This window comes from Paraburkholderia sp. SECH4, assembly GCF_030511745.1.
Taxonomy (GTDB): Bacteria; Pseudomonadota; Gammaproteobacteria; order Burkholderiales; family Burkholderiaceae; genus Paraburkholderia; species Paraburkholderia madseniana.
The window spans coordinates 173881-198413 of record NZ_JALOCP010000005.1 but is presented as its reverse complement, the minus strand read 5'-3'; the positions used below and the strand labels follow the sequence as shown (position 1 = coordinate 198413).

The 24533-nt window shown below is 60.6% G+C and carries 22 protein-coding genes; 10 read left to right on the top strand and 12 right to left on the bottom strand.

The features are described 5' to 3' along the window. Positions 1-113: 113 nt before the first annotated feature. Positions 114-1670, bottom strand: coding sequence for a methyl-accepting chemotaxis protein (locus M0D67_RS10095; protein WP_171927971.1), 1557 nt, complete (start codon positions 1668-1670; stop codon positions 114-116). 420 nt (positions 1671-2090) lie between these two features. Here M0D67_RS10095 and M0D67_RS10090 point away from each other — a divergent pair, with 420 nt between their 5' ends. The 5 genes from M0D67_RS10090 (at position 2091) to M0D67_RS10070 (ending at position 7191) form a co-directional block, all read left to right on the top strand. Beyond that, on the top strand, positions 2091-2699 hold the full coding sequence (locus M0D67_RS10090; protein WP_171927970.1) for a TetR/AcrR family transcriptional regulator: 609 nt from the start codon (positions 2091-2093) through the stop codon (positions 2697-2699). A 116-nt stretch (positions 2700-2815) separates the two neighbouring features. Next, entirely contained in the window at positions 2816-3625 is an 810-nt protein-coding gene (locus M0D67_RS10085) for an oxidoreductase (protein ID WP_171927969.1), read from the top strand. A 94-nt stretch (positions 3626-3719) separates the two neighbouring features. Next, the gene (locus M0D67_RS10080) at positions 3720-4721 is read left to right on the top strand and encodes an NADP-dependent oxidoreductase (protein ID WP_266238806.1); all 1002 of its coding nucleotides are present in this window, start codon (positions 3720-3722) and stop codon (positions 4719-4721) included. 163 nt (positions 4722-4884) lie between these two features. Then, positions 4885-6186 carry a UDP-N-acetylglucosamine 1-carboxyvinyltransferase gene (locus M0D67_RS10075; protein ID WP_171927967.1) on the top strand — a complete coding sequence of 434 codons (1302 nt, stop codon included), beginning with the start codon at positions 4885-4887 and terminating at the stop codon, positions 6184-6186. 45 nt (positions 6187-6231) lie between these two features. Further along, positions 6232-7191 carry an alpha/beta fold hydrolase gene (locus M0D67_RS10070; RefSeq protein ID WP_266238724.1) on the top strand — a complete coding sequence of 320 codons (960 nt, stop codon included), beginning with the start codon at positions 6232-6234 and terminating at the stop codon, positions 7189-7191. Between the two features lie 71 nt (positions 7192-7262). On the opposite strand, the gene M0D67_RS10065 is transcribed toward M0D67_RS10070, so the two are convergent. Further along, positions 7263-8504 (bottom strand): FAD-binding oxidoreductase, encoded by a 1242-nt coding sequence (locus M0D67_RS10065; protein WP_171927965.1) that lies wholly within the window; start codon positions 8502-8504, stop codon positions 7263-7265. Positions 8505-8568: 64 nt separating this feature from the next. Further along, positions 8569-9357 carry an ABC transporter substrate-binding protein gene (locus M0D67_RS10060; protein ID WP_154560199.1) on the bottom strand — a complete coding sequence of 263 codons (789 nt, stop codon included), beginning with the start codon at positions 9355-9357 and terminating at the stop codon, positions 8569-8571. A 240-nt stretch (positions 9358-9597) separates the two neighbouring features. On the opposite strand from M0D67_RS10060, the gene M0D67_RS10055 reads away from it, so the two are divergent. The 4 genes from M0D67_RS10055 to M0D67_RS10040 all read left to right on the top strand — a co-directional run bounded on the left by M0D67_RS10055 (position 9598) and on the right by M0D67_RS10040 (position 13604). Beyond that, entirely contained in the window at positions 9598-10569 is a 972-nt protein-coding gene (locus M0D67_RS10055) for an ornithine cyclodeaminase family protein (protein ID WP_171927964.1), read from the top strand. A 144-nt stretch (positions 10570-10713) separates the two neighbouring features. Next, positions 10714-11358: a transcriptional regulator gene (locus M0D67_RS10050; protein ID WP_054038287.1), complete on the top strand. Its 645-nt coding sequence runs from the start codon at positions 10714-10716 to the stop codon at positions 11356-11358. A gap of 270 nt (positions 11359-11628) precedes the next feature. Next, a complete protein-coding gene (locus M0D67_RS10045; RefSeq protein ID WP_171927963.1) occupies positions 11629-13032 on the top strand; it encodes a GGDEF domain-containing protein in 1404 nt (467 codons plus the stop codon). Between the two features lie 125 nt (positions 13033-13157). Continuing rightward, positions 13158-13604, top strand: a complete 447-nt coding sequence (locus M0D67_RS10040) for an SRPBCC family protein (RefSeq protein ID WP_154560196.1) — start codon at positions 13158-13160, stop codon at positions 13602-13604. 10 nt (positions 13605-13614) lie between these two features. Here M0D67_RS10040 and M0D67_RS10035 read toward each other — a convergent pair whose 3' ends face one another. The 9 genes from M0D67_RS10035 to M0D67_RS09995 form a co-directional block, all read right to left on the bottom strand. Then, a complete protein-coding gene (locus M0D67_RS10035) occupies positions 13615-14235 on the bottom strand; it encodes an ANTAR domain-containing response regulator (protein WP_171927962.1) in 621 nt (206 codons plus the stop codon). Then, positions 14232-15407: a transporter substrate-binding domain-containing protein gene (locus M0D67_RS10030; RefSeq protein ID WP_171927961.1), complete on the bottom strand. Its 1176-nt coding sequence runs from the start codon at positions 15405-15407 to the stop codon at positions 14232-14234. The genes M0D67_RS10035 and M0D67_RS10030 overlap by 4 nt, the downstream gene beginning before the upstream one ends. A gap of 32 nt (positions 15408-15439) precedes the next feature. Further along, entirely contained in the window at positions 15440-16741 is a 1302-nt protein-coding gene (locus M0D67_RS10025; RefSeq protein WP_171927960.1) for an amidase, read from the bottom strand. A gap of 35 nt (positions 16742-16776) precedes the next feature. Then, positions 16777-17484, bottom strand: coding sequence for an ABC transporter ATP-binding protein (locus M0D67_RS10020; RefSeq protein ID WP_154560192.1), 708 nt, complete (start codon positions 17482-17484; stop codon positions 16777-16779). Further along, a complete protein-coding gene (locus tag M0D67_RS10015; RefSeq protein WP_266238723.1) occupies positions 17481-19343 on the bottom strand; it encodes a branched-chain amino acid ABC transporter ATP-binding protein/permease in 1863 nt (620 codons plus the stop codon). Before M0D67_RS10015 ends, M0D67_RS10020 begins: the two co-directional genes overlap by 4 nt. Then, positions 19336-20169 (bottom strand): branched-chain amino acid ABC transporter permease, encoded by an 834-nt coding sequence (locus M0D67_RS10010; protein ID WP_097394188.1) that lies wholly within the window; start codon positions 20167-20169, stop codon positions 19336-19338. Before M0D67_RS10010 ends, M0D67_RS10015 begins: the two co-directional genes overlap by 8 nt. An 86-nt stretch (positions 20170-20255) precedes the next feature. Then, a complete protein-coding gene (locus M0D67_RS10005; protein WP_266238722.1) occupies positions 20256-21422 on the bottom strand; it encodes a substrate-binding protein in 1167 nt (388 codons plus the stop codon). A 65-nt stretch (positions 21423-21487) separates the two neighbouring features. Continuing rightward, positions 21488-22384: a nitrilase family protein gene (locus M0D67_RS10000; RefSeq protein ID WP_154560189.1), complete on the bottom strand. Its 897-nt coding sequence runs from the start codon at positions 22382-22384 to the stop codon at positions 21488-21490. Between the two features lie 361 nt (positions 22385-22745). Continuing rightward, on the bottom strand, positions 22746-23285 hold the full coding sequence (locus M0D67_RS09995; RefSeq protein WP_266238721.1) for a carboxymuconolactone decarboxylase family protein: 540 nt from the start codon (positions 23283-23285) through the stop codon (positions 22746-22748). A 248-nt stretch (positions 23286-23533) separates the two neighbouring features. Here M0D67_RS09995 and M0D67_RS09990 point away from each other — a divergent pair, with 248 nt between their 5' ends. Then, positions 23534-24493, top strand: coding sequence for an AraC family transcriptional regulator (locus tag M0D67_RS09990; protein ID WP_154560187.1), 960 nt, complete (start codon positions 23534-23536; stop codon positions 24491-24493). The last annotated feature ends 40 nt before the right edge of the window (positions 24494-24533 follow it).

Below are 24533 nucleotides of genomic sequence, written 5' to 3'. Positions count from 1 at the left end.
AACATCCAGCATCGGCCGCCTCAGTCTTTTCGAAAGAATATCCGCGGCCGGTGGCAGTACATTGCCAGCCCGGCACGTGCGCGACAGATGCTTCTACTGGATATGGATGCGGGTCAAGCCCGATTGAGGCGGAATGCCGAAACAGCATCCGTCATCGCCTGCGCCTGCTGCTCAAGTGCGCTCGCGGCGGCGGCTGCCTGCTCGACTAGCGCGGCGTTTTGCTGCGTTACCCGGTCCATCTGGCTGACGGCCTGCCCGACCTGCTCGATGCCGGAGCTCTGTTCAACTGTCGCCGAAGTAATCTCAGCCATGATGGTGGCGACGCCTTGCACCGCGCCCACAATCTCGCCCATGGTCTGCCCGGCCTGGACAACGAGTTCATTGCCGTCACGGATATCGTTGACGGATGCGGCGATCAGCGTTTTGATCTCCTGTGCCGCGGCAGCGCTGCGCTGCGCGAGCGTGCGCACCTCGCCGGCGACAACGGCAAAGCCGCGACCCTGCTCCCCTGCTCGCGCGGATTCGACCGCCGCATTCAAGGCCAGGATGTTGGTTTGAAATGCGATGCTGTTGATCATCCCCGTGATCTCGGCGATCTTGTTCGAACTCGCCGTGATTGCCGTCATCGTTTGCACTGCCTGCTGCACGACATTGCCGCCTCGCTGGGCGACGTCCGCCGCGTTAGCGGCGAGCTTGCTTGCCTGGCGGGCATGGTCGGCGTTCTGTTTGACGGTCGAAGTCAGCTCTTCCATGCTGGCCGCCGTTTCTTCAAGCGACGCAGACTGCTGCTCGGTTCTACTCGACAAATCGAGGTTGCCGGCAGCGATCTCACGCGCACCACCGTGGATGGCTTCACAGTTCACGCGCACATTCGACACCGTCTTCGCCAAGCCCGTCTGCATCTGCGACATCGCCGTAAACAACTGTCCCAACTCGCTCCTGCCCCCTTCCGGAATCGATACGGTCAGGTCGCTGCCCGCGATACGGTTGAGCAACTCAGAGGCAATCTGCAGCGGACGGACCACGATCTTCCGCAAAGCGAAATGCGCGGCGACGATCAATGCAAGGGCCAGTGCCACCCCCGCCGCCACCATCGTGACGACCCAGGTGTACTCACGATCACCTTGCGCGGCGGAATCCTTGGCAAGTGCTTCAGCGAGGTTCTGGAACTTCTCGACATTGGCCGAATAGGCGACGCCAGCCAGCGTGATGTCTTTATCGTTGATCGATACGTAAGCATTCGTATCGCCCCGCCGCAAGGCGTCGAACGCAGCATGCAGAATCGTGGCCAGAGTATTGGAAGAATCGACGAGTTTTTGCTTCAGCGCGTCGTCCTGCCCCGCAAATTTATCAGCATCACGAAACATCTGGGTTCCGCGATCCGCACGCTCCAATGTCGTGGCCGCACTTTTGAGCGCCGAGTCGCGGGTCGCTTCGTCATTGCGCTCTTTCAAAGCAGAATACGCACGCGTCAGAGCGGCGCGGGTGCGTGTGGAGTCTTTATAGGCATCGTTGACCAGCACTTCCTGGCTGGCGATATCGTGCAGACGCCGAGCGTTGTCGTTAGAACGGCCAAGTGCTAGCACCCCCACTACGCCGCCGATCAGAATCATGCCCGCGAAAAGCACGAGGACGGCAAGGAGACTGTGTCTTATTGTCAGATTACGCATGCCTACCGATCCAGTTAACCATTGTTTGACTGTTTACGACATAAACAACGCAAAACCTGAGCCGTCGATCTCGCAAGATTGCGGTACAGCCCGCGGCGTGGCGTGGTGCCGTGCAGATCCATTTCGAGATACGTCATCATACAAGACGAATTGACCCCTTGTCGAAATTCTTCGACGCGTATTTACCCGAATTTCCCCAAATCACTAAATTTCAATTTCTTTCAACGCGATACCGGCTGAGACCTTATTTATATGACGTCATATGTCTATGAAGCTGATCGTAACCGCCGATATCGCAGGCGAAGCAACGCGGGCACGCACTGCCAAGACCCCGGAGCTGGTAGCGCTGCTCAGCGCAGTCTGAGAGACATTGACCGTCATCGACATTGCCCCGCCCAGTAAATTGCGTCGAAATGTTATATGATGGTCATCATGAAAAAGCCATCAATCAATCGGAAGACTGCCAGCCGCAAAGAAATCACGCACGAGCGCATCGTGGAAGTCGCCGCGCGCGCGATCCGGCGCAGCGGATACGACGGCACAGGAGTGGCCGACATCATGAAGGAGGCCGGCCTGACGCATGGCGGCTTCTATTCCCACTTCCCGTCGCGCGAGGTGCTGCTTGCCGAAGCCGCTGACCGCGCCGGTGCTGAAGCCGTCGCGCTCTCGGAACATATCGCCGCCTCCGTACCGCCAGAGGAAGCGTTGCCGTCGATGGTGCGCGCGTATCTGTCGAAGGAACATTGCGAAGACATAGAGAATGGCTGCCCGGTCTCCGCCCTTGGCTCCGAGATGCCGCGCCAGGCGCCGGTCGTGCGGCGCGCAGCCACCCGCCGCATCAAGGAGATGATCGATGTCATTGCGCGCCAGTTGCCCGATTGGGGTCAGCCAGGCGCGCATGAGCAGGCGCTTGTCACGGCGGCCACCATGGTTGGCACCATGGTGCTGGCGCGTGCCGTCGACGACCCCAAACTGTCGGAAAATTTTCTTGAAGCCGCATTGAAAAAACTCGCGCCCACTGACGCGTAAATCCACCGGCCCGGTGCCGGTTTTTGTTGGACCGGAAATATGATGAACATCATATTTTTGCGAGATGAACACTCAAGCAAGCACCTAAAGACATCCCTCAATATCGGAAGGACATCATGGAAACTGGAATAGCGCTCGTTACGGGCGCCTCGTCAGGAATCGGCGAAGCCACGGCCAAGCGGCTCACGAAGGCCGGATACAAGGTCTACGGCACCAGCCGGCGCGGCGCACAGGCCGGCCAACGGAGGTTCGAGATGCTGCCCCTGGACGTGACTAGCGATGAATCGGTCGAAGCTGCCGTCAAGGAAGTACTGCGCCTGCACGGCCGCATCGACCTGCTGGTGAACAACGCTGGTTTCGGCGTGGCCCCTGCCGCTGCAGAAGAGAGTTCGATTGACCAGGCCCGCGCGATCTTCGATACGAACTTCTTCGGAATCGTCCGCATGACGCGTGCCGTGGTGCCCCATATGCGGCAGCAAGGCAGCGGCCGCATCATCAACATCGGCTCTGTGCTGGGTTTCTTACCCATGCCCTACATGGCGCTGTATTCCGCCACCAAGCATGCGGTCGCAGGCTATTCGGAATCGCTCGATCATGAGTTGCGTACGATGGGCATCCGGGTCTCCGTCATTGAGCCCGCCTACATCAAGACGCCCTTCGACGCGAACTTCATGGAGCCGGACGCTCCCCTCGACGACTACCTTGAGATACGCACGGCCATCGCGAGGCGTGTGAAAGAGGTCGTCGAGAGCGCTGACGGTCCCGAAGTCGTGGCCGAGACCGTACTGCACGCCGCCATCGCGGCTCGCCCGAAACTTCGCTATACAGCCGGTGGACTCGCCGCCCGTCTGCGATTGCTGCGCAGGTTTGCGCCCGCCGGCCTTGTGGATGCAGGTATTCGCAAAGACCTTCGACTTCAAACTTAACGGCATGACTGCGTTGCCATCGAGCTAGAGCGCTACATCCCCGCTACTGTCCGCGAAACAACCTGACTCAACGAGAAACGTACAAGGAAACATGATGAAGGCATTTGTTGTCGATCGATATGGCCGCAAGAATGATTTGCGAGCTGGCGAAATGCCGGTCCCGGAGCCGCGTGAGGACGACGTATTGATCCAGATCCACGCCGCGGGCGTGAATCCGCTCGATGCCAAAATCAGGGACGGCGAGTTCAAGCTCATTCTGCCCTATCGTTTGCCGCTGATTCTGGGCAACGACCTGGCAGGGGTGGTGGTCCGTGTTGGATCGCGCGTTCGGCAATTCAAGCCAGGCGATGAGGTCTATGCCCGACCGCACAAAGATCGCATTGGCACTTTCGCGGAATTCATTGCCGTCAAAGAAGACGGCGTGGCGTTGAAGCCCAAATCACTCGCCATGGAAGAAGCAGCGTCGATCCCGCTGGTAGGCTTGACCGCGTGGCAGGCGCTAATCGAAAAAGGACAACTCAAGAAAGGGCAGAAAGTGTTGATCCATGCCGGCTCGGGCGGCGTCGGCACATTCGCCATTCAACTGGCGAAACATGTGGGCGCGACCGTCGCGACGACAACGAGCGCGCGCAATGCCGAACTGGTGAAGCAACTCGGTGCGGATATCGTTATCGATTACAAGAAAGACGACTTTGCTGACATCCTCAAAGGTTACGATCTGGTGTTCGACACGCAGGGCGGCGATACGCTCAAGAAGTCGCTGCGCGTGCTCAAGCCGGGTGGCAAACTCATCGGGATCGCGGGACCGCCCGATCCCGACTTTGCCAAAGAGATGGGCGCTTCGTGGTTCCTGAAAATGGTGATGCGTCTTTTGAGCTGTCGCATCCGGAAAACTGCAAAACGTCATGACGTCAGCTATTCATTTGTGTTCATGCGCGCCAGCGGGGACCAACTGAGCCGGATCGCTGCACTGATCGATGCAGGATCCATACGACCGGTGATCGATCGGATCTTCCCGTTTGCAGCAACCAATGAGGCCTTGGCTTACGTCGAGACAGGCCGTGTAAAGGGTAAGGTTGTCATCAAGATCCAATAGACAGCTTGGACCGGTCGCGAACCATTGGCCGGGAGATGCAGGATAGATTGCGGCAAGAAACGACAAGAAAAAAAACCGCCCCGGAATCCCGAAACATCCTCCGCATGCCATCCGATGGCATGATAGTGGCCTCGCTTCTCAATCCACCAGCTCTCTCCCGAACATGTCGAACCTGATCGTACATGGCGGCCTCCCGTTACGCGGCGAGATCGTGCCATCCGCCAACAAGAACGCTGTCCTGCCTATCCTTTGTGCCACGCTGCTGACCGACCAGCCACTGCGTCTCATCGGCGTACCCGAGATTACCGATGTCAAGAAGATCCTCGAGATCTTTCGCACGCTCGGCAGCAACGTGTCGATGGACTTTGCCACCGGCATTCTCGATTTGCATCACCACGCCACGTCCTTCGATCCCGTCGCGCACAGGCTGCCCGAGGAGATGCGTTCTTCGATCATGCTGGTGCCGCCGCTGTTGGCGCGTTTCGGCGTTGCACGTCTGGAGAACGACGTGAAGGGCTGCACGTTGGGCGTGCGCGAGATCGATCCGCATGTTGAGGTGTTCGAGCGCTTCGGCGCAGGCATCGAGCGCACCACCGACTCGCTGATCGTGCGCGCGGCCACTCAAATGGCGGCGAATCATCATTGGCTGGACTACGCGTCGGTCACCACCACTGAGAATTTCGTGCTTTGCGCGGCGTCGGCCAACGGTACGTCGACCTTGGTCAATGCAGCATCGGAACCGCATGTGCAGGAGTTTTGCCGTTTTTTGGCCATGCTGGGTGTCCCGATCGACGGCATTGGCACATCGCGCCTGAGCGTGGAAGGCGGCCATAGACTGGGCGGCGGCGAGTTCCGGTTCAGCGAGGACTTCCACGAAATCGCGACCTTTCTCGCGCTTGGCGCAATCACCGGGGGCGACATCAAGGTCAAAAACAGCGCGCCCGATCAGTTCCCGCTGATCGACCGAACCTTCGCGAAGTTCGGCGTGCAGGTGGAGCATCGCGATGGCTGGTCGCACGCCGTTCGCGAAGGCCCATTGCGAGTGCGCCGCCCGTTCACCCAGAATATTCTCACCAAGGTAGAAGCGGCGCCCTGGCCGTATCTGCCCGTCGATCTGCTCCCCATCTTCATCGCGCTTGGCGTGAAGGCGGAAGGCAGCGCGATGTTCTGGAACAAGGTCTATGACGGCGCGATGGGCTGGTCCGTTGAACTCTCCAAGTTCGGGGCTCACGTGTTCCTGTCGGACCCTCATCGTTTGATCACTTTCGGCGGACTTCAGTTAAGTCCCGCGAAGGTCGAGAGTCCGTACATCATTCGCGTGGCAATCGCGCTGTTCATGGTCGCCGCGAGTATCGAGGGGCGCTCGGAAATCACCAATGCGCTGCCGATCCGCCGCGCACACCCCAATTTTGTGGAAAACCTGCGCTCGGTGGGGGCGCGCGTGGAATGGACCAGCAGCGAATGATCGTCTAAGGCGATCCACCGGAACCCGAACATCATGGAGCAAACCTTGCACGAACTTCGCCTCGAGACGTTGCAGGTAGGTGCACTGCGCATGCGTGTGGCCAGCCAGGGCAGCGGCCCGCTGGTGCTGCTATGTCATGGATTTCCGGAGTCCTGGTACGCCTGGCGGCACCAGTTGGCGGCGCTGTCAGCCGCCGGGTTCCGCGCCGTCGCGCCCGACATGCGTGGCTATGGCGGCACCGATGCGCCGCCGGACGCGGAGTCGTACACGATGCTGCATCTCGTCGGCGACATGGTCGAGCTCGTCAATGTTCTCGGCGAGAGCGAGGCGGTGATCGTCGGCCACGATTGGGGCGCGCCGGTGGCCTGGAACGCGGCGATGTTGCGGCCCGATCTGTTCCGTGCCGTCGTCGGCATGAGCGTGCCGTTCCATCCGCCTGCGCGGGAGGACTTGCTCAGTGCGCTGGAGCGGCAAGGTGTCCAAACGTTCTATATGCAGCATTTCCAGACACCCGGCATCGCTGAGCGGGAGTTCGAGGCTGATCCCGAAGCCACCATTCGACGCGTCACGTTCAGCATGTCGGGCGATGGGCCTGACCACGTGGTGGCGGGCATACTCGCGCCCGGCACAGGTTTTCTCGACAACTCAGTGGACCCCGAGACGCTGCCGGCCTGGCTAAGCAGTGAAGAAATCGCCTACGTGGCGGGCGAGTTCGCGCGCACTGGCTTCAGAGGCGGGCTGAACTGGTACCGCAGCATTCGGCGCTCGTCGGAACTCATGGCCGCGTGGCGGGGCTGCGTGATCCGGCAGCCTTCGCTATTCGTGGCCGGCGCGAAAGACGACGTCCTTAAGTTTCCGGGCGCGCAGGCCCGTATCGCGAATCTGGCACGCGTACTGCCCGGACTGCGTGGATGTCATATTCTCGATGGCGCGGGTCATTGGATTCAGCGCGAGCGTGCGGCAGAAGTGAGCGATCTGCTGGTTGCGTTCCTGAAGGGACTGTAGGCAGCGTGCATTCCGGCTCGCGCGATTCGTTACGCAGTTGACTTATCGATGAAGCGGGTCCGCCACGCCCTCTATCGGAATCGCTCGGGACGAAACGGATGGGGATCGGTAAAAGGCTCGCCACCCGTCATCATTTCTGCGAGCAAACGGCCTGTCACGGGACCGAGCGTCAATCCGTGATGGTTATGCCCAAACGAGAACCACAACCCTCGATGGCGAGGCGCGCGCCCAATGACAGGCCGCATGTCGGGCGTACAGGGCCGCAACCCGAGCCATGGCGCGTCATCGAGGCGGCGGCCCAGACCGAATATCGGCCGGGCAACCGCTTCCGCGCGTTCCAGTTGAACGCCAGTCGGTGGCGCATCGCGTCGGGCGATTTCCACGCCGGTGGTCAGCCGCAGGCGACCTTGCATAGGCGCGACCACATACCCTTTTTCCGTGTCGACCAGCGGTATCGAGAGCATCGATTTCGTGGCCTCGTAGTGCATGTGATATCCGCGCTTTGCCCGTAGCGGTATCCGATATCCGAGCGGCTCAAAGACCTTGTCGGACCAAGGGCCAAGCGCTACGACCACCTCTTTCGCACTGATCCTGCCTTGCGACGTCTGAACAGTCCATGCATCGGCTTCCTGACGCACCGTGACCGCCTCGCCGGTGAGCAGCGCGCCGCCGCCCTCCTCGAACAGTCGCGCGTAGCCCTTCGTCAACGCACCCGGATTGGAGATGCTCTTCGGGTCCTGCCAATGCAATGCGCCGCTAAAACCCGGCGCGATACCGGGTTCACGCGCCACCAGTGCATCGGCATCGCACGGCACCACGCGCAATCCGTATGTCCTCGCCGTGACTTCGGCGGCTGATGCCTGCCGTTCATATTCCGAGCGGGTGCGAAATGCCTCGATCCAGCCGCCGTCGTGCGCGAGACTTTGGAGGCCGGCACGCTCGATCAGCACGTCGTGCTCGGCGACGCTTCGCCGGATCAACGGCAACATATCGCGCGCGGCAGCTTCGAGCCGCTCGGGAGACGACTCCCACCAGAATCGCGCCAGCCACGTCGCGAACGACGGCAGCGCCCTGTAGTCCCAGTAAAGATCGGTCGACCGATTGCGCAGGTAGCGCAGCAGCGTACCGAGATCGCGCGGAAAGCCGTAAGGAACCACCGACGAACTTTCGATCAGGCCGGCATTGCCAAAGCTGGTCTCTTCGCCGGGGCCGCGTCGATCGACGAGCCCCACGCGGCGGCCGCGATCCTGCAGATGCAGCGCGGACGACACGCCGACAATCCCGGCTCCCAGCACGATCACATCGAAATCCATAAGCTCGCTCGAATGTTCATTTCGGATCCCGATGCGAATCGGCTCGCATCGGGTCATGAACCGGTTACTTCGCGATGATGTCGCGCTTGAAATACTTCTGCGACAGGTTGCTGAGCGTGCCGTCTTTCTTTAGTGCGGCGAGCGCAGCATCGATCTTTCCGGCCAACGCCTTGTCGCCCTTGCGCAAGCCGAAGCCCGTGCCTTCGCCAAGCGTTGCCGGATCGCTGAGCGGCTGGCCGACAATCGCATAGTCATGGCCTGACGGCTTGTTCAGGAAACCATCCTCAACAGTCTGCGCTTCCTGGACGGCGGCATCCAGGCGTCCGGCAACGAGGTCGGCGTACACCTGATCCTGGTCCTGGTACGAAACGATCGATACGCCGGCATTCGCCCAGTGGAGCTTAAGGAAATCTTCCTGCGACGATCCCTGCAGAACGCCGACGCGTTTGCCCTGCAGGCTCTTCACATCCGGCAACAAGGGGGAACCACGCTTCGCCACCATCACGATCGGCACCACGTAGATCGGCGGCGTGAAATCGATGGACTGTTTGCGCTTGTCCGTAATGTTCATCGCGGAATTGATGACATCGAATTTGCGCGCCTGCAACGCGGGAATCAAGCCGTCGAACGAATTCTCCACCCATTCGCATTTCACGCCCATCTTCGCGCAAACCGCGTTGCCGACGTCAACGTCGAATCCCTGCAATTGCCCCGTCGGCGACTTGCTTTCGAACGGCGGATACGCGGCCTCGATGCCGAAACGCAAGGTGCTTTGAGTCTCGGCGCTGACGGTGCCAACCGAACCGATTAGAGCGGCAGCGACGAAAAGTGAGAGTGGAAGCTTCAGACGCATGATGGTTCCCTATGAAATTGGGGTTCACAAAATTAGGGCACGGGGCGGTAACTGACGGCGCGACCTCGAGAAGACGCATGAGGTGCCAAAAAGGCCTGTTCTCACACTCGTTCTGGAACAACAGTCTATTCTGGACACTCACAAATGCAAGTGATTTTCACAATAAAAGTCCAGACTGGACTTTTTGACTTTAGAATTGCGCTGACGCCGCTAGCCGGCAACGATGTGGAGAGCAGGCCCATGAGCAGCACAGACACAGTATTCCCGTTGATCGTCCAGCAGGACGCGGTGCGTAAAGCACTGCCCCACCTCGATGTGCGCGGCGCGTTGGCACGCATGTTTCTCTCGCTTGCGAACGATTCCGCAGTGCAGCCGTCGCAGACCTTCACCCCGTTTCCGCAAGGGGCTGGCGATTTCATTACGTACCTCGGGGTCATGGCGGAGGCCAAGGTTTTTGGAGCAAAGATGTCGCCGTACATCGTGACAGAAGCGAAACCGGTCATTACGGCATGGACCGCACTGATGTCGATGGAAACGGGGCAGCCTTTGATGTGGTGCGATGCAGGTCTGCTCACCATCGAGCGCACCGCCGGCGCAACGGCACTTGCGGTGGAACACCTTGCGGCACCCAACGCGCGCCGGCTCGCCATCGTCGGCGCGGGTGCCGTGGGGCAGGCGCATTTGCGCCACCTTGCGCCGCTGCGAGCGTGGGATGCGATCAATGTGTTTTCACCCGAGCTTGCGAGCAACGAGGCGAAGCGCGCAGAGATCGTCGCCCTTCATGAGCGTGTGCGGATCTGCACTCAGCTTGATGATTGCGTGCGCGATGCCGACGTGGTCGCGTTGTGCACCTCCTCGGGCACGCCTGTACTGTCGGACAACCTGCTGACCAAGCCGGCACTCATCACGTCGATCAGCACGAATGTCGCCAATGCGCATGAAATTCCACCGGCGTGGATTCAGGACATGGACGTCTATTGCGACTACCGGCGCACCACGCCCGCCAGCGCAGGTGAGATGAAATTGGCGGCGCAACTCCATGACTGGTCGCCGGAAAGCGTTCTGGGCGATTTGCCCGAACTCGTATCCGGCGGGGCCAGGAAACCCTCCTGGCGGCAGCACGTTTTCTTTCGCTCAATCGGACTCGGACTGGAAGATGTCGCGATCGCCTACGCGTTGTTCAGGCACGTGAGCGGGCAACCGATCGGTTGAGCAAGACCGATGCGGCGGTGCGTAGGTTGCCGCAAACAGGCATGAACATCGCCCATGGCAAAATAGTGCATCGCACGAATATTCGCTGCACCTTGACACACGCGCCGCCAGACCCGGCCAAACCGAAAAACCTCATGCTTCCCTATGCGAAAGACTAAGACCACACCCGCGCGCCGGCTTTTGCTGGATCGCTACGGCCGTGTCGCAGACGGTATCGCGCTGCTCTTCTTTCCGTACGTCGAAATCGTCATTCATGACCTGCACAGCCAGACGATCGCGTACATTGCAAACAACCTGTCAAAGCGTGAGCTGGGCGACGAATCGGCGCTGGAAGAGATTGATCATTCAGCGCAGTCAGGCACGATCGGTCCGTACGAAAAGATCAATTGGGACGGCAGGCGGATGCGCTGTGTCAGCACGGTGCTCTTTGACGACGCAGGCGCGGCTGTCGGCGTAATGTGCGTCAATTACAACATCGCCGTCTTCGAGGACATGAAACATGTCATCGACCGCGTGGTGTCGGGCGCGGGTCTGGTGAAGCAGCCTGAGGAGCTGTTCAAGGACGACTGGCAGGAGCGCATCAACACGTTTCTCCACGCATGGCTTCAGGAACGCCAACTGGCACTCAACTCCCTGACCCGGGAACACCGTCGCGAACTGGTCGAGGCACTGTGGGAGGAAGGGGCCTTCAAAGGAAAGAGCGCGGCTAACTATGTTGCCAACGTTCTGGGCATGGGCCGTGCGACCGTCTATCAGCATATAAGGGATTTACGCGGCGCCGCAGCCTAGGCTGAATCGGATTCAGCGACTGGAAACTGCCGGCCGCTGTTTCTGTCATTTTCAGAAGACAACTGCACGATATATCAGGAGCTAATTGCACGACCGATATACCACCGATGCAAATTACAGTCCGTTATACTTTCAATTGCCTGAAGATAGTCCGCTGCGCGGTATGTTTGGCCCGGCATAACGGCATGGTGCCGTGTCCGAATCGGCCAATCCACGCGTCAATCGCTCGGCGGTGTGAAAAAACACCGTAATATTGTCGGAGACGGGCACATGAGCACGACAATTTCAATCGAAGAGCCGCCTCGCCTCATCGGGATCGTGACCAAGCTCTACTCGGGTTTGCTGGTCATTGGTTTTGCGCTCCTTCCCGCCTACCTGATTGCCTATCTGGCTTTCTTTCAAGACCCGAGCCTGAAGTTCGAAAACCACGGGTTCCACGAAATCGCGATCGCAGCAGCAACGCTCGAGGGGTTGTTTGTCACCTATGTAACCTGGCGTTGTTATCTGTCGTCGGGTGAACCGCTGTTGCGGTGGCTGACTTTAGGTTTTCTCGGCTTTGTGCTGGTCTATGCGTTGCACGGCGCGTTCACCGGCATGGCGCACCACAATATCTGGCTATTCCTGCTCTACGGACCCGCATCGCGTCTGGTGATGTCGGTGCTGCTGCTGGTTGGGCTTCTCTCGTACCATCGTGCGCCGGACGCGCTCAAGCAGCGTTCGAATCCGCGCCCGTGGCTGAGGTGGATCGCCGTGTTCGTCCTGATCGACCTGGCCGTCGGAATCATTGCGAACTCGCCCATTGCGGGCAACCTCGCCGTGCGGCTCTCCATGGAAGGCGGCGCGCTCGTCTTCTCGACGCTGAACGTCACGGTGCTGATGCTGCGTCGCATTCGCTCGCCGCTGATGGTGATCTACGGCATCTCGATCACGTTCTTCGCGCTGGCGTCTCTCGCGTTCATTCTCGGCAAGCCCTGGAACCATATGTGGTGGCTGGCACACGCGATCTTCGCCGCCGGCTTTTTCCTGCTGAGTTACGGCGTCGTTCAAGCATTTCGCACGACGCGGTCCTTTTCTACGATCTACAGCCAGGAAGAACTGATGGCTCGCCTCGCCGAAGCGATGGCACGCACGGAAAGCGCGCTGCAGGAACTCCAACGCACCAATCACAAGCTCGAACACCTCGCCGCGACCGATCCGCTGACGGGCGCCGCGAACCGGCGCGAGTTTATCCAGCAAGTGGAGACGGAAATCGCACGCGCCAGGCGAGGTGGTGCGCCGTTCTCGCTGCTGGCGCTGGATCTCGACCACTTCAAATTGATCAACGACAACTACGGCCATCAGGTGGGCGACGAGGTGTTGCAGCGATTCGTGCAGAAATGCCTTGATGCCATTCGACCCTATGACGGCGTAGCGCGGGTCGGTGGTGAAGAGTTTATGGTGCTGCTGCCTAAAGCCGCGCTGGACGCGGCACGTTCGATCGCGGAGCGCGTTCGGGGCGCTGTGGCTACCGAGGAGTTTTACACCGGAACCGGACGGGCCGTCGCCGTTACTGTCAGTGTTGGCGTCTCCGAGTTCGGCCGCGACGGTGTCACGATCGACACCCTCTTACGCGTTGCCGATGAACGCCTTTACCGGGCCAAGCACGATGGCCGCAACCGCGTGGTGGCCGGATAGAAGCGGTAACAGGTGACGCTTATTAGCGTGTACGGGTTTTTCCTGGTCTCAGCCTATGTCGATACCGGCGTAGCCAGATCGTCGTAGGAGTATGTTCAACTTCTCCAGTGAAAGGCGAGCACACCATGACTACCGGAACAATCCGTCTCCATCGTGTCCTGCACGCGACTCCCGAGCGCATCTATCGGGCCTTCCTCGAAGCCGACGCGATCGCGAAGTGGCTTCCTCCCTACGGGTTCACCTGTCAGGTCCACCACATGGATGCACGCGTGGGCGGCACTTACAAAATGTCCTTCCGTAACTTCGGCACCGGCAATGGTCACTCGTTCGGCGGCGAGTACGTCGAACTGGTGCCGTTCGAGACCATCCGCTACTCGGACCGTTTCGACGACCCGAACCTGCCCGGCCAGATGCACGCCACCATTTCATTGCGGCCGGTGTCCTGCGGAACCGAACTCACCATTGTGCAAGAGGGCGTGCCCGAGGTTATTCCAGTGGAGATGTGTTACCTCGGCTGGCAGGAGTCGCTGGTTCAGTTGGCAAAGTTGGTCGAGCCGGTGATCCCTGACTAGCGGGTGCGGCTCAAGGCCTTGGTCCCTTGGCAAGGCCGAGCTTTTCCATTGCCTCATGCGCATCGATCACCAACGTAGCGATCTCGCTCACCGTGACCCGGAGACTTGTCGCTCTTGAACGAATGTGCTCGTATGCTTCGCTCTCGCTGAGCTGGTGCGCCTCCATGAGGATGCGGATGGCCTTCTCGATGTGGCGTCGTGCCTTGATCGCCTCCTCGAGCTTGGCGACCTTGCTATGCAAGCGCTGCTGATAGCCTGAAGACGCGCGCGCGAGCACCAGGGTGCTCAGAATGCCGGTAGACCGGTAGGGCTTCGTAATGACGCCATGCGCCTGCGTATCCACCAGCATTTTTAGCGCCGTTGGATTTTCGTAGTCCGATAACGCGATCAAGGTGGCTTCGGTATCGGCCGCGCACCAGTTTCCCGCGCTGCGGGTTTCGGGGCCGACGAGAAAGAAAATCGCGTCGACATCGGTGGGCAGTTGCGACGGAAACGGCCAGAGCACGCGCACCGGACAACCAATGCGGCGCAACTGCTCTTCCAGAACAATGCGATCCTCGCCCGGCGGATGAATCACGAGGACGCGCAGTGTGCGTAGATCGTCGAACAGACGACGGGCCCCCGTGCTCATGCCGATTCTCCGTCGAGCCAGAATTCCGCGAATCCGTACGACGTCAGATAGGGATCAGGTTTGACCGGACCTCGGCCCTCCCAGACGATATCGAACGAGCCGTCCGGCCGGCACACGGCAATGCGCGGCGTCAGTATCGCGTGATTGTTCTCCGGATCGATTTTCAGCACCCCCTCTGGCGAATCGAATTCGACTTCGTGTACCGCCTCCACCAGCTTGGCCGTATCGAGACTTCCGCTGCGGGCCAGCGCCAGCGCAAACAGATGCACCTGGTTATACGCCATCTCCGACCACATGCTGGCCGGTTGATCTCCGAATCGCGCATGCCATGATTTCAGAAAGCGCTGGTTACTCGCGAGGTTCAGCGTGTTGACGTAACTCGCCGAGACGATGTGGCTGCCACACAGTTCGGAGCCGATCATCCGCGTTTCGCCCTCGGTCATTGTCAAGCTTGCGATCGGAATCTGTGCCGGGTCGATACCGTGCTCGCGATACAGCCGATAAAAGTCACGCGCGCCTCGCCCGATCAGCGTGGAGAACACGACGTCGGGCTCGATGCTCTTGATCTGCCGCACCACGTCTTCCAGCGCCGCTGGATCCGCATCGCTTGGCAGATAGAGTTCTTCCACGATTTCGCCGCCATGCTGCTCGACCATGTCGCGCATGATCCGATTCGATTCTCGCGGATAGATATAGTCGGCGCCAACCAGAAAAAAACGGCGGCCATGATTGCGCAGCAGATAGGCGGCCAGTTGCATGCTGTTCTGGTTCGGTACCGCGCCGGTGTAGATCACGTTCGGCGAATACTCAAACCCTTCATAGATCGAGCAGTACCAGAGCAATGCATTGGTGCGTTCGATCACCGGCAAAACCGCCTTTCGGCTCGACGAAGTCGAACAGCCGAAAATCACGGTCACGTCGTCTTCCTGCAGCATCCGCGTGGCGAGCCGGCGATATTCGTCAAGATCGCTCTTCGGATCGTAAACAACCGGGTCGAGCAGGCGCCCACCCACGCCGCCGGCCGCGTTGACTTCCTCGATCGCGAGCACGGTGCCGAAAAAATGCTCCGACTCGGTCGCTGAGGTCACGCCCGTGCGCGAGTACAACACGCCGATGCGCCAACCATCGTCCGCGGGCGCCGGATTGGCCGACTGTCGCGAGCTCGCCGCCATTTCGTCTCCTCCTTGCATCGCTTCCTCGTTGCTCAGGTCGCGGGAAAACGTCCCACTGTTGCCGCGATCGCCTGCTCGGCAAATGCGGCAGCGTCGAGGCATCGTGCATCGTCCCAAGGACGGCAGATCACCTGCACGCCGATCGGGGCGCCGCGTGCGCCCCTCAATCCCGGCACGTTCACGCACGGGCAACCGAGCAAGGTCCAATTGCGATTGAATGCGGGGTCGCCCGTGGACGCCTGGCCGTCGGGCGCTTCGTCGGGTGCGCTCGGCGTCAGCAATCCGGTGATGCCGTCGAATAGTTCGGCAAGCCTGACCTTCGCCTGTTCCGCGAGCACACATGCCTTGATGTAGTTTGCGGTATCGATCCTCGCAGCACGATCAAGAAAACCGGCGAGCATCGGCGATAGATCGACACGATGATGATCGTACTCGAACCCCAACGACTGATACGCCTCATAGCTCTGGATCGTGTTGTGCGCGGCGACCAGGTCGGCCATCCATGGCGCGAAACGCACACGCCGCACGCGCCCTCCCGCCTGCTCGATGGCGCGCACCGCCGTGTCGAGCGCGTCACTCGCATTCGCCGACGGCGCGGTCCATGGGTAGCTGTCCGGCACGCCGAACACCGGGCCGGCCGTCACGCCGCTCAGGGCAAGTGACCGGCCCGACAGGACCTGAGCGAAGTAAGCCACGTCGCGCACACCGGCGCCGAACAGGCCGACCGTATCGAACGACCACGAGAAGCACTTCATGCCGACGGTCGGCAACATGCCGAGCGTGGGCTTGTAGCCAGCGATGCCGCAGAACGAAGCGGGCCGGATGGTCGAGCCGCCAGTCTGCGTGCCGATCGCGAAAGGCACGATGCCGGCTGCCACCGCAGCGGCCGAGCCGGATGAAGATCCGCCAGGGGTACGTGTCAGGTCGCACGGATTGCGCGTCACTGGCGGCGTCATATAGGCGAATTCGCTGGTGACGGTCTTGCCGATGACAATGCCGCCGTTACGCCGCAATAACGTGACGATCGCGGCATCGGACTTCGGTTGATGGCCTTCGTAAATTGGCGAGCCGTAGCCGGTGACCAGGTCGCTCGTGTCGAAGATATCTTTCACCGCGATCGGTATGCCGGCCAATGGACCCGTTGCACCGGCGGCCAAGGTCAACGCCGTTTCCCTGTGCGCGACGGCCGTCATCGCCCTCACCTCGGGCTCGACCTCCTCCATGCGCGCGAACGACTCGAGGACGGCGCGCTCGCGCTCGCGCGGGTCGCCGGCGGTTTGCTCTAGCAGGTCCAGTCCTGAGCGGGGTCGATAAAATGAGTTTGCGTTCGTCATATGCCGCCTATCGTGATGGTCGTCCTGAATGTTGCTTACACACGCAGGTGTTCGAAGATCGATCCTACCGCTGCTTCATCCTTCGCGTTGCCACGCTCGAGGATCTCGCCTTGCTTGAGCACCGCGTAGCGATCGGCAACCTTCAGCGCAAAGGGAACATTCTGCTCTACCAGCAGCAGCGTCGTGCCGTGCTGGCTGCGTTCCCATAGCAGTGCGTCGGCGAGACGGTCGATCACGGACGGTTGCAACCCTTCCGTAATCTCGTCGAGCAAAATGAGCGAAGGACGCATCATGAGCGCGCGCGCCACCAGCAGCATCTTCTGTTCGCCGCCGGAAAGCGTGCCGGCCAACTGCTTCAGGCGACTTGCGAATACCGGGAACACCGGCTCGATCGCGGCAAAGCGTTCGTCGAACGCCGACGCCTTCTCGAGCCCAAGACGCAGATTGTCGCGAATAGTGAGGTCCTGAAACAATGCATGTTCCTGAGGCGCGTAAGCAATGCCCTCTCGCGCGATCTGGTGAGGCGCCATGCGCGTGATATCTTGCCCGCGCGCACGGATGGCGCCGGCTTTCTTCGGCAGATAGCCCATGATTGTCTTGAGCACCGTCGTCTTGCCCATGCCGTTCTTGCCGAGCAGCGCGACGGCTTCGCCGTCGGCAACGGTCATCGAGAGCTTGCGCAGCACGACCGAAGCCTTGTATCCGCTCGTCACGTCCTGCAACTCCAGCGCAATCTGGCTCATGACGCCTCCCGTTGTCCGACGTTTTCGCCTGCCGCAGCGCTTTGCGCAGTCCCGGCATAAATCGTTCTGACCAGCTCCGAGTTGACGACTTCGTCGAAGTTGCCTTGCATCACGATGCGTCCCTGGTGCAGGACCACGATGCGCGTGGCAATCCCGGCCACGAAGTCGAGGTCGTGCTCCACCAGCAGACAACAAAGCCGATACTGGTGAGCCAACGCGGCGAGCACATCGCCGATTTGCGTGCGCTCCGTTTTGGTCAAACCTGCCGTGGGCTCGTCGAGCAGTACGATACGTGGCTCCAGTGCGAGCACCATCGCCAGTTCCAACGCCTGCTGTTGGCCATGCGAAAGATCCTTCGCTACGGCGCCCAGCCTCTGATCGAGATGGGTAGTACGAAGCACCTCCAGCGCATAGGGCGGCAGCGCAAGCGTCGTGGAGCGTCGCAGGAGCGATGGCCGCTCGATGATGGTGCCCGCGATTCTCAGGCACTCCGCAACGGTAAGCGTCTCGAAGATATTCGCGTTCTGGAACTTGCGCCCCAAGCCGAAATGCACGCATCGGTCCGGCGGCAATTGCCGGACATCGTTGCCACACAGCGCGACCGTGCCGGCGGAACGTTCCGCGCCGTCGCTCATGCAACGCATGAGCGTCGTTTTGCCGGCGCCGTTCGGGCCGATGAGGCCAACCAGTTCACCGCCATCGGCGTTCAGATCGATGCCTTGCAGCACTTTCAGGCTGCCGTAATGTTTGGCGACGCCGTTCATCTGCAGCGCTGGCACTGACAGCTCCCGTTGATGAATTGCGCCGACGTCGCGCTCAACCAGCTCGGGTTCGGCGCCGTGACCCGCCAGATGGCGTAACGGCTTGAGCAACAGCGGCACCAAACCTTGCGGCAACAGCACGATCACCGCTACGAACGCGGCGCCCAGAATCAGTTGCCACGCGAATGGCATGCTGCCGCTGAGATAGGCGGTCCCGACATTGATCAGAAGCGCGCCGATCACCGGCCCCCACAACGTTCCCCGGCCGCCGAGCGCGACCCAGATGATCAGTTGGGTGCCAAGGACAAACCCGGCCAGCTCAGGCGCGACCACGCCGCTGAACGATCCGTAGCCGAATCCGGCGAGGCCGGCGATGGCCGCGGTTGCAACCAACAAGACGATCTTGACGAGCGACGTATTAATGCCGAGATACGCGCAGCGTGATTCGTTGTCGCGAATGGCAGCCAGCACGCGGCCGCCGTCGCTACGCACGAATAGCCACGCGATCAATGCGACGGCCAGCAGCGCCGCGCCGGCGAGCCAGTACCACGCCTGCAGCGAAAGATCGAAGGTCTCATAGCCGGTGAGTCCCGAACTCGAGCCGGTCCACGCGCCGCCGGAGAGCAGCAACTGGCTGAGAACGATCGGCAATACGAGCGACATCACCGTCGCGAAGAACGGCGACGCGCCGCGATAGAACGACAGCCAGCCGAGCAATGCGGCCACGGCCGCGGTAACCGCGACAGCCGCTCCCACAGCGAGCACCACATAACCCGCTGAAAAACCGCCGTGTGTAAAGACGAGACCTGCGGCATAGGCGCCGAGACCGAAGAACGCCGATTGCCCGAACGTCAGATACCCGGTGTACCCCCACAGGATATCCACGGTCACGGCTACGATCGAGAAGAAGAAGGCCTGAATGAGGACGTTGAGCAGATACGAGCCAAAGACAAGCGGACCCGCGGCCAGCAGCACGACAGCCAGGCCGCCGACCACGAGCAGACCGCGTCCGTGAATCGTTCGCCCACTGCTTGCCCGCTCATCGTTTTGCACAGCTTGATCACCGGCTCGATGGGGCGATGCGCCGACTTTAGCCATGAGAGAACCCCTTCGGACGAATGCGCAGCGTGAGCGCCGCCAGCACGGCGATAGTCAAGCCGCCCAGCACCGGACTGACGAACGTGCTGACCAGCACCTGGCAAGCGCCGAATACGAGGCACGTCACCAGCAGACTGAGCATCGAGTGTCCTGAAACCATGACCAGCATGAACGCGCTCACCAGCCACGGCAGTCCCATGTCGGGGTCGACGCTCGACAGCGGCGTAATGAGTGTGCCGGCGAGCGAACCGAGCGCTGCGCCCAGACTGAAAGTGATAAAACGGATGCGGCCGGAATGAATGCCGAGTCCTCGCGCCAGATCCTCGTTCATGATCACCGCGCGCGTCTTGATGCCGAAGCGCGTTCCCGTGAGAAGCGCAGTCATGAGGATGCACAGGCCGAGCGCGATCGGGATCAGCAGCAAACGATAGGCAGAGTAATCGGTCCCACCAATGGTGACGGCTCCTTTGAGCGGCGTCTCCACGAATTGCGCCTCGCGGCCGAAGGCCATCACGATGAGCTGGCCAATCACGATGCCCAGACCCCAGGTAGCAAGGATCGCGTCGAGCGGACGCTTGTAGAGTGGGCGCACGATCACCTGCTCGACGAGCATGCCGACGACGGTACCCACCACGACGGCGAGCGGCAGCCCGAGCCACGGACTCAGCTTGAGCTGCGTCACGACGAAGCTCGCGTATGCGCCGATTGTCAGCAGCGCACCGTGGGCGAAGTTGACGATTTTCATCACGCCGAAAATCACCATTAACCCTGCGGTCACGATGAACAGCACCGCCGCAGTTGTGAAAATATCGAGTGCCAGAACCATTGTCTTCTCCAGTCGCATCCGCCTGCGTGTCGCCTGCTTGTCGCCTGCGAATGCGCATCAGGCGGACGCTGTATTTCCAGCTACGTCTACTTGATATTCGGGCACTGCGCGCCCGGATCCACGTTCGGGAACGTCTGCAAGATCTTGATTGAGCCGTCCGCCTGTATCTGGCCCAGGCGCATGGCGAGAGGCGTGTGGCGGCTCCTGTTCATGGCCACCGGTCCGCGCGGTCCGTCGAACGACACCTGGCCCAGCGCCTTGATCACCTTGTCGGTGTCGGTTGAGCCCGCTTTTTCGACTGCGGCCTTGTACAGGAAGAAGGCTTCGTACTGCGGCTCGGACAACTCGTTCGGGGTCTTTAGATCCTTGCCGAATTTCTTGTCCATGGCCGCAATAAATTTCTTGTTGCCCGGCGTATCGATGCCCGTCAGGTAGGAGCCCGACATATACATGCCCGTGGCGACGTCGCCCATGCTCTTCGCCGTGCCTTCGTCGATCGCCAGGTTGCCGTAAGGCAGCGTCATGCCAGAACCCTTCAACTGTTTGGCAAGCGACACGTTAGGCGCGCCGCCGGCCGTCGCACTGATTAACGCATCAGGATGAGCCGAACGGATCTTGGAAAGAATCGGTGTCCAGTCGGTGCCGTCGATCGGCAAGTACTCCTCGCCGACTACCTTGCCGCCGTGCTCCTCGATGTATTTTCTGGTGAATCCAAGCATACCGCGGCCAAAAACGTAGTCGTTGCCGACCAGATAGAAGGTCTTGGCGCCCTTGCTCTTCGCGAAGTAATCGACCACCGGCGCGACCTGCTGCTCAGGCACCCAGCCGTTGACATACATCCACGGACTGCACGAACGGCCCTCATAAAACGACGTGTACACGAACGGCTTCTTGCCGCGCGCCACGATCGGCAGCGCCGCGTTACGCGCGGCGCTCGTTTCCATGGAAATGATCGCGTCGACGTTCTTCTGGAACACGAGCGTGTCGTACGCTTTCTGCGCGCCGACTGCACCGGATGCGTCGTCGGTGATGTCGAGCTGCACCTGGCGGCCCATGATCCCGCCCGCTGCGTTGATTTCGTCGACAGCGAGTTGCGACGACTGCACGACGGCCGGCGCGACCACACTATTTGCGCCAGAGAGCCCCACCGCTACGCCGATCCTGATCGGATCGGCGGCGAGCGCACTCATGCAGGTGCAAGCCGCGACGAGCGCCGCGGCGGCGCCAAGGATTTGTCTGTTGAACGGAGTCATGGATTTTTTCCTCACAGTGGTCGAATGAAATTCTTGTGTTTCGTACGGGTGTGCTATCGGATGCCTCATGCGCGTGAGGTCGGCCAGCCGGTGCCCAGCATCGGGTCGTACACGTCCGCGCGCCGATCGCTCAGCACGTGATTGAAGGCGTTCAGCGTGCGTTCCGAACGAGTGCGCGTCAGATCGATTGCGGCGTACAGGATTTCTTCGCGATCGACACTGGCCGGACCCGCGACCGGCCATCCGTTGCCGCCCACAATCAGGCTCTGGCCGACGAACGGTTGACCACGCTCCATGCCGATGCGGTTTGCACATGCGATCACCACGCCGTTGCTATGCGCGGCCGCCATGGTGAGCGTCGTGGCCATGGCGGGACGATCGTCCGGTTGGGCCGGCATCGGCACCCAGTTGGTCGGCACGCAAACGATGTCCGCACCTTGCATCGCGGCAAGCCGGTATGTCTCGGGAAACCAGCCGTCGTAGCAGATGGCGATGGCGATTCGTCCCAGCGGCGTGTCGAACACCGGAACGCCACGATCGCCCGGTTCGAAGAAGCGATGTTCGTCATTCCAGAGATGCAGCTTGCGATAGACGCCGATGTGACCCGTCGGGCCAGTCAGGATCGCTGAGTTGTAGAGTTGCTTGCCCGCCCGCTCGGCAATACCCATCACGACATGAATGCCAAGGCGCTGCGTCGTTTCGGCAAGCAACTGCGCGGTCTCCCCTTCCGGCAACGTTTCGGCCAGCGCGAATGCCTCGTCACGATCGTTGAACACATAGCCGCTATTGGCCAGCTCCGGCAACACCACCAGAGACGCGCCGTGATGCGCCGCAGCTTCGATGTGCCGGATGCATTGCGCCACGTTGTCGTGCTTCCTGCCGACATGAGGTTCCATCTGAACGCATGCGACCACCAGGTCTGCGACCCCATGTTCCGCGGGGTTGTACTGCAACGTCATCATTTCTTCTCCCAAAAGCAAAAAGCCCCCGAACCAGCGTTGGACGCAAGTTCGGGGGCTGCATAGCCTTTCATATGTAGCACGGCATCGTTGCCGTGGAGCCGCCAGAAACAATGACGGCTCAGTCGAAGCGAATTTATGAAGCCAAATTCAGGATGTCAAGCGGTTTGACTGCGTCCAGGGTAATTCCTTGGGGACGTGTTTCAGGTCTGTTCAAATCTGATCCCGCTACCCGAGCCGGCACGTCCGACAACAACGGCCCAAGCCCTTCGGCATAAGTCAGATGCGAAATCACCGCGTCGCGAAGCGTTTGATAGGACGAGCGCGTCACCATCGTGTGGCGACACGCTCCGCGATGTTGCCGTTACTTGACCGGCGGGAAATCGACGTCGGTATCGTTGATACGGTTGAATGTATTGGTGAAGATCGTCATGGCAACGGCCAACGAAATCTCAGCGAGTTGCGTCTCGGTATAGCCGGCCGCGCGAATGGCGGCGAATTCGTTCTCGCTGATCGTGCCGCTCGTCTTCTGCAAATTCAGCACGAAGTGCACGAGCGCATCGCGCCTGGCATCGCCGGTGGCCTGTCCGGCGCGAATCTGTTTGAGCGCCTCCGTCGAGAGGCCCGTCATCTTGCCCAGCATCACGTGTGCAGCTACACAGTAGTCACAGCCGGTCTGTTCGCTGACCAGCACCTTGATAGTTTCCAGATCCTGTTTGCTCAGGCTCCCCGATGCGAGCACGCCTTCGGCAGCCAGCACGGTGGAGAGCGTCGCCGGGGCCACGTGACCAACAGCAGCGAAGAGGTTAGGTACGGTGCCGCCAGCAATCTTCTTGACCTGGGCGTAGACCTCAGCAGTGGCGCCGGTGGCGGTGGCAATAGCGGGGACAGTGATGCGGCTCATGATGGAACTCCTTCAGTGGTGGTTAGGAGCCTCCACTTTAGGTCCAGCGAATGATCTTTACGATACTAAAAATTGGCATTATTATGCTCAAAAGTATCACAACATCCGCTCAGTGCGACGGCGTCCGTCGTGCAGCGCCGGACGAAGCGACCAGCTAGAATCCGGCGTCATTGTTTGCGCCGATGCGCCACGTTGCGTGCCTTGATACCGATTCCCGAACAACGCGAAAACATGCTCCCCCGGTTCACATGGATCTGCTAAGTCGACTGCTTTCACTGATACCCGTCACGGGGCGGCTGGAGTTGCGCTGTCTTTTCGGCGCGCCGTGGAAAATCGATCAGGCTGTCTCCGGCGTGCGAGAAATTCCCTACCACGTGCTGCTGTCCGGTCATGCCGTTCTCGAAGACGTTAACGGGCCGCCCGAACGGCTGACAGCGGGCGACATCATTCTGTTTCCAGCGGGCAACGCACACCTTATTCATGACGGTAGCGGGGAGACCGCGAGGCCCGAAACAAAAAGTCGACAGGCCTCGCTGATCGTCTTTGAGAACGATGGGAAAGGCGAAAAGGCTGACTTCCTATGCGGACGGTTTCTGCTCGGCGCAGTTCCAGACAGACTATTGCGCGACCATCTGCCCGGCCGCCTGGTCGTACATAGCGCATTGCCCGAACCAGGTGGCGACGTCGAAGGTTCCGCACGATCCATTGTCCGCACTCGTCTGAGACAACTGATCGAACTGATGCATGAGGAGGCCAACGATCCCGGCCCCGGCAGCGAGATGTTCGTCAATCACCTGTCGGCGGCGCTGTTCGCACTGACGTTGCGTTTCGCCACTGAAGGTACTCAGCCGCCGCATGGTTTGCTCGCGCTCTCGAGGCGGCCTCGTTTGCAACCTGCGATATCCGCAATGTTCGAGACGCCAGGTGAGCCCTGGACCCTGGATCAGTTATCGGGGCTCTGCAATATGTCCCGAGCAACATTCATCCGTCAGTTTCAGGAAGCCATCGGTCGCTCGGCTTCCGACGTGCTGACTGAGGTTCGAATGACCATCGCGGGCCGAATGCTGTTGCATACCGCCGCGCCGATCGCCGAGATCGGCGAGGCGGTGGGCTATCAATCGACTGCCGCGTTTCAACGCGTCTTCAAGCGTCATATCGGGGTTTCACCGGCGCGTTGGCGCTCGTCCGGTGGAAATCTCGAGGCATGACGCTGAAACTCATCGCTACCAGCGCACGCCTTCGGCTCAC